Raw genomic sequence first — 10,765 nt, 5'->3', positions numbered from 1 at the left:
ACCGCCACCAACACCGCCACCAACACCCGCACCAACACCGCACCAACACCCGCACCAACACGCMCASCGACCCAGACAGCGACCCAGACAGCGACCCAGACAGCGACCCAGACACGCACATCMACGGCAAGACCAACACCCCAAAGAACTGCCAATGATACTGGTCGATCGCCTAGACCTCAGAGGCAAGAAACAGCGATCGCACCCTTTAGGCGATCGGATTTTCCGAAATCAAGTTGTGGCGATCGACTGCCAACTAATCGGGCAGACTATCCAGTTAGATTTTATCCGGTCAACGTTCCTGATAGTGAAAGTAACTTACAACGAACAAAAGCGATTTTTTGTGGAGATGCCTATCGAAAATATCGTCATGCCAATGGTGATTATCTGATTCAAGTTGCCTCATTTACCAGTCGTTCAAGGGCGGAGGCTTTTGCCCGAATGGTTAACGAAAAAGTCTCAGGAGCAAGTGTTGGAGCAGTGAGTGTAATCAATGAACCTTGATTGAGACTGAATGAGTCGATAGCCCAGATCAACCCTATAAAATATATGTAAATCCGGGGATTCAATGCTATGATAATTAAGTTCAAGCTACTAATGCGGGTGATATCGATCCTATTTTTAGGGGGATTATGGGGCTGCGAAGCTGTCTCGGAGGTGTTGCCAACGGAGGTATTAAACCATCTCCCTAAGGGTCTGACTAACTCCTTAGAATGTCCGGAGATTCCCCGTGGTTCTTTGTCGAATCCAGAGGCGATCGCGATGGATGGAAAAAACTTTGAAGGAACGGGAATTGTGCGATCGGGTGAGGATACGGGTTTTGTGTTTTCGGGTGAAAAAGGCAAACTATTAAGTTATCGCTATAATGAGGGAGTTTGTGTTTGGATTTACGCGCCAGATAATAGTTTAGTATTGGGTAATGAATTACCTCTTAATGGGAGGTATACGGTTCATGTCGCCTCACTCGGAGGAACCAGAAATTTCGAGATAGAAATGAGTTTGTCGGCTCCGGTCGCAGCAATACCGACACCACCACCAACACCGCCACCAACACCCGCACCAACACGCACAGCGACCCAGACAGCGACCCAGACAGCGACCCAGACAGCGACCCAGACAGCGACCCAGACAGCCACAGCGACATCAACTCAAACTCAAACTTCTAGGAATTCTCCCCAGATAGATTTGACCCAGGAGCAAGCGGTAACATTAGTGAATAGATGGTTGAGTTCTAAAGGGCGTATTTTTGCGGCTCCTTTCGATCTTCAGTTAGTTCGCCAATATACTTCGGGCCCTTTATATGAAAATATTACACAACCTAATGGTTCGATAGATTGGCTTCGCAAAAATAATTCGTATTACACCTATCGGGAATCAAAAGTGATCAATGTTGTTTCTTTTTCGGTTTCCGGCTCTCGTCCAGAATTAATCGTTACTGTCTACGAAGATCGAACATTCCACACACCAACGGGGATTGATTCGCGTCTATCTGGTGCGAGTCAAGGGAACTATCGATATTGGTTTGTCAAGGATAACGGACGGTGGAAAATTAATGACGGCAAAGCCGTCAATTGATAGCCCAATTAATGATAATCATAACCAATGATTTTTAAATTTAATTAAGTGCATTTTTACCATTAAAAAACCATGATAATTCAGTTAAATAATATTACCAAAAAAATCAATAAACCGCTACTTTTTGGTTTATGTGGGGGAGCTGGATGTTTGCTGGGGGCGCTAATTTTCGGTGAAATATGGCTGTATCTAACTCGACAACCTCCGGGGTTTCTCACCAAGCCTCAAGCGGTGGTTATGCTGATAGACACATCTGGAAGTATGAGCGGATCAAAACTGCCGGAGGTGCAAAGGGCGGCATCGGAATTTGTGAGCCGACAAAACCTGAAACGCGATGATTTAGCTGTGGTGGAATTTTCCAGCCGGGCGAGTGTGGTGGCAGATTTTACCCGCGATGAAAGGGAACTACAACAGGCGATCGCTCGCCTTTCCGCCTGGGGAGGAACTAACCTCAGCGAAGGCTTCAACCTGGCAACTTCTGTCCTCCAAAATAGCGATCGCCCTGGCAATATTTTACTGTTTACTGACGGCGAACCCAACAATCGTCGGATGGCCGCATCCATCGCCCAACAAATCCGAGCCTCTGGAATTAATTTGGTCGCGGTGGGAACGGGAGACGCACCAGTTAACTACTTAACAGCTTTAACAGGTGATCCAGATTTGGTGTTTTATGCCAACTTTGGCGACCTTGACAGTGCCTTCCGGGGGGCAGAAAAAGCGATATATGGACAACAATTGGTCGAGTCGGATGAAAGCGGTAATTATGGCTTCTTTTTCGGTGTTTTTCGTATTGGTGTATGGACGGTATTTTTGGCGGTAGGAACTTCCCTCGCCTTGATTGTCGGACAAAATTACAACCTGCGTCGTCGCCTCCTCTCTTGGGAAGAAGGGAGTTTAGGAGCTGGGGGGGCTCTGATGGCTGGATTCATTGGGGGAGTTGTGGGTCAAGTGGTGTTTCTTCCCAGTGCTTACCTTCCGGTTTTGTCGGTGGTGGCTCGACTGACGGGGTGGACGGTACTGGGAACCCTTGTCGGTGGTGGAATGTCTCTATTTGTGCCTAACCTACCTCGGAAAAATGCGATGATAGCGGGGGCTGTGGGAGGTGTTTTTGGTTCTTTAAGTTTTCTGGTTTTGGAAGCGGTGACAGGGGTGATTTTAGCGCGTTTGGCAGGGGCGACAATTTTGGGATTTTGTATCGGGTTGGCGATCGCATTAAGTGAAAAATTATACAGTTCATTGTACAGTTCGGCGCTGCTGTGGGTTCACTGGAATAACCAAGAATGTACGATGGTTTCTCTGGGAGAAAAGCCCATCGAAATCGGCAGTTCCCGAAATGCTCATGTTTATTTGCCCAAAGATGCAGGATTTCCGGAACAATTCGCTCAAATTTTTATAGAAGATGGTCAAGTTATACTAGAATTTGACTCATCTCTGTCACAGCATCCTAAATTTGGGAAAATGAAGCGATTTAAACAAGAACTAAATGATGGCGATCGCCGCCAGTTTGGAGATATTATATTGGAAGTTCAAGAACGGCTTTGAATGAGGTGATCTTTGATGAATTTTCTGTAAATGGTTCAATATACACTTTACCTGTTAAGCACCAGTCAACCCGACTCCCAGCCGGTATCCTATAATCTGAATATCAGTGAAAACGAGGAAAACAACCCGGAGAGTATTTTTAACTCAAAATTGCGTGAAAAAATGCGATCGCAATTGCAACAACAAACCGCCTGTGCCATTAACAATGCTAACCTAGAAAAAATCATAAAGACATGGCTAGAAGATATCCGAGAAGGCTATCGAACCACATCTATAACGTTGGATTTACCCGCCCTAGAATTCGAGGAGATCCACCAAATACAAGATTCGGGCGATCGTCGAATTCCCGATTTATTCCCTCCCGATTTTTCGCAAATTGAACCCCAAGGCGGCGCTTTACCTCCCTTGGATTTTACCTAAATTTCACCAACCATGCTGAACGTTACTATCACGCCCCACTTAGAATTTCTCAATGCTGATAAAGCTGGACAAAAGCTATTTGTGATGCTGAAACTGCGACCTAATGCGGAGGTGTCCGCCAGTCGTCCCTCGACCACATTTAGCTTTGTGATCGATACCAGTGGCTCCATGTATGAAGTTTTGGAAGGGGAGGAGACTATACCCACAGGTAATAGTTATTTCCTGGATGGAAAGCAATAGACACAAGTCACCGGGGGAAAAACTAAAATTGACCAGGTGATCGAATCCCTCGAACGTCTGGTCAGTTCCGGCCAAGCTGACTCCCGCGATCGCATTGCATTGGTCCGGTTTGATGACTCCGCGTCGGTCCTGCTTCCCCTGACTGCATCGACAGATACGGCATCTTTGAAAAATGCGATCGGTCAACTCCGAAATTTCAGCGGCGGCACTCGCATGGCTTTGGGAATGGAAGAGGCTTTAAACATCCTGAAAAACTGCGATCTCAGCAGTCGCCGTACTCTCATTTTCACCGACGGACAGACCTTTGATGAAAGCGATTGTCGAGACCTGGCGACACAATTCGCTGAGGCGGGAATCCCCATTACAGCTTTGGGAGTTGGCGAGTATAACGAGGATTTGTTACTGTATTTGAGCGATCGTACTGGGGGCCGAGTTTTTAATGTTGTGGAAACACAAACGCACACCGGAACCACGGATATTCCTATTTCCGAACTTCCTAATACAATTTTTGAGGAAGTTCAACAAGCTCAATCGGAAGTTATCAATAACCTCAAGTTAAATATTAGCACAGTCAAGGGTGTCAAATTAGCACGAATTAGTCGCGTCTATCCCGATAGTGCTGAAATTGCCCTGGATAAAAAGCCTTATTTAATTGGAAGTGCGATCGCCAATGATGACACTGTTTTTATGCTGGAATTTGACCTGGAAAGTCATAGCCAGGCAAAGGTTCGCATTGCCCAACTTGGTCTGACTTACGACATTCCGGGACAGCAACGGCGGGGCGAACTTCCACCCCAAAATCTGGTCCTTCAGTTTGTAGCCGGACACGGAGGAAGCGCCCAAACCAACCCGGAAGTCATGGGATATGTGCAGCAGCGAAATATCAGTGGAATTGTCGATCGCGCCGCCAACCTCGCTGATCAAAATCCCGAACAAGCGGCAGAATTGCTGGAAACCGCCCGACGATTAACCGTTAAAATTGGCAACGACGCAATGGTTGAATCTCTCAACCTCGGCATTGAAGAAGTCCGCAAAACTCGCAAACTTTCTTCTGGAACCCGCAAAACCGTCAAAATGGGAGCCAAAGGTAAAACTGTCAAAATGAGCAACGATTCCGAGTTGGGTCTTTCCGAAGACCAAATTCGCAATTTGACCGGATCATAAATGATTCCAACTCTCACTAAAATATTAGCCCTTTATTAGGAGATAAAATCATGTCTATTACTTGTCCAAGCTGTAGCTATGATAACCTGGATGATGCCGAATTCTGCGAGGTCTGTGGTACAGAATTGAACACTGCCACATCTGTGCCCGCCCCCTCTGATACCGTTAGTAATTCCAGCCCCGAACTTTTTCCCTTCACTCCCTTTGAGGAAGTCGATCTTTTCCCCAAAAACGAACCCCTCACTTTTCCTACGGCTACCACTGCGCGTCTGGTCGCCAAACAAGCTAACGCACCTCAACCTGAATTTCGTTTAGATGGTGTGGCACTGGTGGGAGTTTTTGACCCGGATATGGGGCCGGTGGATATCGATTTAGAAAACTTTGCCGGGGGAGAAACGGTATCGCGCCATCACGGAGAAATTTACCCGGAAGCGGGTAATTGGATGATTAAAGACTTGGGTTCAACTAATGGGATTTTCATTAAACCAAAGGGTCAAAGTCGCTTCGGAGCGAGGATTACTAGCCCAACTTGTCTTAATCCCGGTGATGAGGTGGCTTTTGGAAAAGTTCAGTTTGTGTGGGCAGATTCTGAGTTTTAATTGACTCAATTAGGAGATAAAAAACTGGGATTATCTCCTGTCTTATGGTTCAACTTATACGGATGATTAAATGGGCTCGTGATTTCAGAAAATACCTGTTTACAAATCGGAGATTTTGTGGTAATAGTTGCCGCCAACCTGGGTCAACGCAACGATCGCATTCACTATTTTAAAGTAAGTCTGGAAAATGCAGATAGTGAACATCCTCAACTGGGACTTTTGCGAGTGGGTTCGGCAACGGGTTTGTTACAACAAGAGCTACAATTGCGGGAAACTTTGGCGGATTATAGTTTAGTTGCACCCCTACTCGCTAACATCAGGGTTTCTGATCTGTCTGAAATTGTGCAAGAACCCTCGACAGAAGAAACCATCGAAGCTGACCATATCACCCCGGAATTAACTGCCCATCAAGACCACGAATTATCGACTTTATCGAGTCCTGATGAGTCTGTGGAAATCCCCGAAAATTCGGAGGATATAGAGCAGTTAACAAATGAAACAGAAACCGCCGAAGATACAGCAGAAAGCATAACCGAAAACCAAGAAAATCAGACCCCAGAAAATACGGCGGAAAATATCACGGATAATCAAGATTTATATGAAGGCTCTGATCCGGAGACAGATGAGGGAGAAAATTACCTGGAACCCGAATATTATCCTGAAGAAAATCTAGCGGGTGATGAAGGCGATCGCCTATTGGTATTGACCGAATTTCCCCATCCTGATCGGGTATTAAGTCAGTGGTTAAAAAATACTCCGAACACCCTGGAAGTTTTAAAAGCGATCACGCCAATTTGTCAATTATTTTGGTATTTCCATCAACGTCACTGGTGTGCGATCGACATCGACCCAGATTTGTTAGAAATCGGTCAACCCATTCGCTGTTTTGACCTAACTGGCGTTTACCCAGAAGACACCCCAATGAGTTCTGGAGTCATGGGAAATTACTGTGCCCCCGAACTAGCATCCCATCCTATTCCTAGTGAAAAAAGCAGCGTTTATACCATTGGTGCTGTACTGTATCATGGGTTGTATGGACGACATCCAGAAGGCGATATTCTGGATGTTAAAAATTGCTATATTCCCCATGTTTCACAACTGCTAACCACCTCATTATCTGTGGTTCCTGATGAGCGTTTTTCCTTGTCACAACTGCGGAGTTTAGTTATAGAAACTCGCAAAATCTTGGGGGGCGATCGCGTCAATTGGGAAATCGCCAGTGAATCTACCCTGGGACTGTCTCCCCGACGACTCCAAAATGAAGATAGCTACGGAATTGCTCAAATTAATCAAGGAGCATCTGAGCAGGTGATTTTAGCAGCTTTGGCGGATGGTATGGGAGGAATGGCGGCGGGTGAGGTGGCCAGTCGTTTGGCGGTGAAAACGGTTATTGATGGATTTCGCCAGGAAGAAGAAAATATTTCAAAAAACAGCAGCCAGTGGTTAATTTCTATTGTTGATCGCGCTAACTCGGCGGTATATGAGGCGGTAAATAATGGCGGAACTACGTTAAGTTTAGCCTTGATAGAGTCCCGAAAATTGGCGATCGCTCATGTGGGTGATAGTCGCATTTATCGGGTGAGTGACGGCAAAATTGAGCAGTTGAGTGAGGATCATTCTTTGGTGGCGCTGCTGGTCGCCAGCGGTCAAATTTCCGCTGAAGAAAGCCTCGAACATCCTGATCGCAATGTTTTGACTAAATCCTTGGGCTCGAAACCCAATCTTTCCCCGGGTTACGTGCAAACGAAAAGCGATATTCAATTGCAAGATGGCGATCTAATTTTGTTATGTTCCGATGGAGTCTGGGATTTAATTAGTAATGAGGAATTTATGGGAATTTTTAGCCAATCTCAACCATTGCAAACTGCTGTTAATGAAGCAATTAAGTTAGTGCTACAACGAGGCGCACCCGATAACGCGACTTTGTTGGGATTACGATGTAGTATTACTCCCATTGCTGTTAACTTTAATTGAGTTGAGTCATCATGAAAAACCTTAATTTAATTTACAGTAACTAATTATGAGTAACATTTGTCCATCATGTGCCTATGACAACAGCCCAGGCGATCGCTTATGCATCGTTTGCGGGGCTACTTTAACTCCCACTAGCACCACTACTACTCCCACTCACTCAGGACTGTATTTACCCACAGGTACATGGCTAAAACAGGGCAAATACCAAATCAAAAAATTTATCAGTCAAGGCGGTTTTGGGATTACATACAAAGGGATTTACTGCGCTAATTCTACTACTGTAGCCATCAAAGAATTGTGGCCAGAAAATGGATGCAGACAAGGCAAATCTGTACTCTGGCCATTCTCAATTACCCCGGTTGATCGAAACAAACAACTTCATCAGTTCAAATTAGAAGCTATTTATTTAAGTCGTTGTAAATCTCCTCATATTGCTAAAGTTTATGATTGCTTTGAAGAAAATTCAACTATTTATATGGTGATGGAGTTTATAGAGGGTTCAACTCTATCCAATCTGTTATTGAATAATCACCAACCCCTAGATGAGCCTCTAGTGATTAAGTATGCCAAAACCGTCGCGGAAGCACTCATAATTATTCACCAGCACAATTTATTGCATAGAGATATTAAGCCCGAAAATATTATGATTGGCAGTGGCGATCGTGTCGTTTTAATTGATTTTGGAACCACCCGAGAATTTATCGCTGGAAAAACCGGAGATATGACCGTAATTTTAAGCCGAGGATACGCCCCATTTGAGCAGTATTCTTGCCAAGCCAGACGCTATCCCTCCACTGATATTTATGCCCTGTGTGCTTCTATCTACGAATTATTAACAGGAAAATTACCCGCCGACTCAGCCGATCGCGCCCAAGCTATTTCTCATAACTTACCCGATCCTCTAGTTCCGCCCCGACAACTCAACCCTAATATTAGCCCCTACATTCAAAAGGTAATATTAACAGGGTTAAAATTTCGGGTAAATGAACGCATACAAACCGCCCAAGATTTTATCGATGCCCTGGATGGTAAACTGATTTCTCCCCTTCATCAAACCGCCAAAACTTTGGTTAAAAAAGGCAAGTTAACCGATGCTGTCACCGCCTATCAAAATTGTTTAACTCAAGAACAAGACAACGCCGAAGCCCTCATAGAATTGGCGATTATATTATTATATCATCATAGCGATCGCGCTGATAGTATTGCCAGAAAAGCCCAGAAAATTAAACCCCAAGACGGTCGAATTTATGGCATTTTGGGGTTAGTTAGCTGTCGTAGCCAGCAGTGGAAACAAGCGATTCAACAATTACAGCATGGCATTAAACTTAGTCCAAAACAAGCCTGGATGCACACTAACCTAGGTTGGGCATTGGGAAAAGAGGGAAACTGGCAAAAAGCGGATCAGACAATTCAACAAGCATTAAACCTAGATCCTAATTCTAGTTTTGCTCTGGGGGTTAAGGCTTGGATATCTTTCCATCTTCGCCAGTGGAAAATCGTAGTTCAGGCGGGAACCCAGGGAATTTTTAAATCTCAGCAGCAGCCCTCCTCGGTGGCGATCGCCCTAAAATCCTGGCTTTATCCGCTCACAATTGCGGCTTTAGAACGAGTGACAAGCAACAAGTCTGGTGACATAACACGGCGACTGCAAGCCTTCACTCAACAAGTCCCCAATAATGCCTTGGCTTTAGGATTTAAAGCATGGTATGAGTACCGTAAAAGTGATCATGTATCTTGTCGTCAAAGTCTCAAGTTAGCAAGTCAGTGTCAGGAAATACCCGATTGGGTGATGAAAAATGGAGGTTTAATTTATGAACATCTGGGAGATTTCCAAAAAGCTGCTGATTGGTATAATAAAATATATCAAAAACAACCCAAAGATGCTTGGATTTGTTATCGTTTAGGGACGGTATTAGCTGTGATTGGTCAGTGGCAGCAAGCCAACACTTATTTGGCAGAATCGGTTAAATGCGATCGCAATTTGGCGGCAGCTTATCGAAATCTGGGCTGGGTTTTGTTGAATTTGCGAACCACAGACGGTCAAGTTAAATCGCCCCGGGAGGTCTTAGCAGCCTATCGTCAGGCTGTGACACTGTACGATCGCCAAGACCCCCAGCAAGCCCAAGATTTGCGCTCCAAGTTTCAGGCTATAAATTTGCCATTATAAGGGATGGAAGGGGGCCCTTCCAGCGATGGTTATACTGAATAGGGTTGAGTATTTCTGAACATCTGGAATTGAAGGGGCTCCCAAGTGGGGGCGATCGCCGCTGTAAATGGCTTCTACACTGACATTAGAGGTAATTGATAAATTAAATTTTTCTAAATTTGCGTAAATTTATCGGTTGCTGCTGATAGGTAGATAGATGATCTCCCTAGACGATGGCTATCTCTAAGGGAGGATAACTGAAATGGGAGGATAACCTTTAGAAAAATTTACAGTCAAAAGCTACATTTTTGTTTAATAATAAGGGAATAAATAAGGGAATAGCCTATGGTGTTTAAGCATTAAGTTGAAAATGGTGGGAGTGTCTCACGGCAAGGGTTATAGTTATATTACCCTAAATTTTTTGGCGCTATTTTGGGGATAATTTAAATCGACATAAGCGCTGATTTGAGAGGAGATGCGATCGGAGATTCTCAGAGTTTAAATTAGTTGATGTACTTTTGTTACCATCAGGTTAAAAAAATGGCCCAAATTAAAGCGATTTCTTTTCTTGGATATAATCCCCGAGGATACACTGAAACTACCTATGTCGATACCATTAACAATTCAAGGTGTACTACTCCATTTTTTCAGGAAGCATTAGTAGAATTTTATCAGCCGGATATACTGTATGTGCTGCTGACCAAAACAGCAGAAATAGGTCAGCCCCAAGGAGAAAGTCAACCCACCTGGGATACACTACAACAATTGTTACAAGGCAAAGTTGATTTAAAACCAATTAAAAATATCCCGGAAAAACACACTGAAGCTGATATTTGGTTGCTTTTTGAAAAAATAACTGATTGCTTAGAAGAAGGAGATCATGTAATTTTTGATATTACCCATGGTTTCCGTTCTTTACCAGTCTTGGCTTTGATTGCTGTCAGTTATCTCAGAGTGGTTCGCAATATTACTATTAAAGGCTTAATTTATGGAGCTTTTGACCCAACCAAACCAGGCGAAACATCAATTTTTGACTTATTACCAATTGTCAGTTTACTTGAATGGACAACAGCCACAGATCAATTTATTAAAACCGGAAATGGTC

General features: G+C 44.3%; 8 protein-coding genes and 2 pseudogenes. All 10 read left to right on the top strand.

Going from position 1 to position 10,765, the window contains the following annotated elements:
* Nucleotides 1-504, top strand: a pseudogene (locus tag B9T16_RS21120) (hypothetical protein); the annotation flags it as partial.
* 69 nt (nucleotides 505-573) lie between these two features.
* A complete protein-coding gene (locus B9T16_RS21115; RefSeq protein ID WP_190490395.1) occupies nucleotides 574-1,575 on the top strand; it encodes an ARC6/PARC6 family protein in 1,002 nt (333 codons plus the stop codon).
* 72 nt (nucleotides 1,576-1,647) lie between these two features.
* The gene (locus B9T16_RS21110; RefSeq protein WP_006619014.1) at nucleotides 1,648-3,117 is read left to right on the top strand and encodes a vWA domain-containing protein; all 1,470 of its coding nucleotides are present in this window, start codon (nucleotides 1,648-1,650) and stop codon (nucleotides 3,115-3,117) included.
* 30 nt (nucleotides 3,118-3,147) lie between these two features.
* Complete coding sequence (locus tag B9T16_RS21105) at nucleotides 3,148-3,537, top strand: hypothetical protein (protein ID WP_062945813.1); 390 nt, start codon at nucleotides 3,148-3,150, stop codon at nucleotides 3,535-3,537.
* A 12-nt stretch (nucleotides 3,538-3,549) separates the two neighbouring features.
* Nucleotides 3,550-3,777, top strand: coding sequence for a hypothetical protein (locus B9T16_RS21100; protein WP_410245689.1), 228 nt, complete (start codon nucleotides 3,550-3,552; stop codon nucleotides 3,775-3,777).
* Between the two features lie 24 nt (nucleotides 3,778-3,801).
* A pseudogene (locus B9T16_RS21095) lies at nucleotides 3,802-4,941 on the top strand (vWA domain-containing protein); the annotation flags it as partial.
* A gap of 50 nt (nucleotides 4,942-4,991) precedes the next feature.
* Nucleotides 4,992-5,540 carry an FHA domain-containing protein gene (locus tag B9T16_RS21090; RefSeq protein ID WP_006619017.1) on the top strand — a complete coding sequence of 183 codons (549 nt, stop codon included), beginning with the start codon at nucleotides 4,992-4,994 and terminating at the stop codon, nucleotides 5,538-5,540.
* Nucleotides 5,541-5,618: 78 nt separating this feature from the next.
* Nucleotides 5,619-7,514 carry a protein phosphatase 2C domain-containing protein gene (locus B9T16_RS21085; protein ID WP_410245688.1) on the top strand — a complete coding sequence of 632 codons (1,896 nt, stop codon included), beginning with the start codon at nucleotides 5,619-5,621 and terminating at the stop codon, nucleotides 7,512-7,514.
* Nucleotides 7,515-7,560: 46 nt separating this feature from the next.
* Nucleotides 7,561-9,681 (top strand): protein kinase domain-containing protein, encoded by a 2,121-nt coding sequence (locus B9T16_RS21080; protein ID WP_315669804.1) that lies wholly within the window; start codon nucleotides 7,561-7,563, stop codon nucleotides 9,679-9,681.
* Nucleotides 9,682-10,200: 519 nt separating this feature from the next.
* On the top strand, nucleotides 10,201-10,765 hold a 565-nt coding region (gene csx2 / locus B9T16_RS21075), incomplete at its 3' end, for a TIGR02221 family CRISPR-associated protein (protein ID WP_410245687.1).

Origin of the sequence: Arthrospira sp. PCC 8006 (assembly GCF_046480465.1) — a bacterium.
GTDB classification, from domain to species: domain Bacteria; phylum Cyanobacteriota; class Cyanobacteriia; order Cyanobacteriales; family Microcoleaceae; genus Limnospira; species Limnospira platensis.
This window is presented reverse-complemented; position numbering and strand designations above follow the sequence as displayed.

Excerpts from the sequence above, each read along its gene's own strand:
- B9T16_RS21110 (WP_006619014.1), top strand. The coding sequence starts at position 1,648 with ATGATAATTCAGTTAAATAATATTACCAAAAAAATCAATAAACCGCTA.
- B9T16_RS21115 (WP_190490395.1), top strand. The coding sequence starts at position 574 with ATGATAATTAAGTTCAAGCTACTAATGCGGGTGATATCGATCCTATTT.
- B9T16_RS21105 (WP_062945813.1), top strand. The coding sequence starts at position 3,148 with ATGGTTCAATATACACTTTACCTGTTAAGCACCAGTCAACCCGACTCC.
- B9T16_RS21100 (WP_410245689.1), top strand. The coding sequence starts at position 3,550 with ATGCTGAACGTTACTATCACGCCCCACTTAGAATTTCTCAATGCTGAT.
- B9T16_RS21090 (WP_006619017.1), top strand. The coding sequence starts at position 4,992 with ATGTCTATTACTTGTCCAAGCTGTAGCTATGATAACCTGGATGATGCC.
- B9T16_RS21080 (WP_315669804.1), top strand. The coding sequence starts at position 7,561 with ATGAGTAACATTTGTCCATCATGTGCCTATGACAACAGCCCAGGCGAT.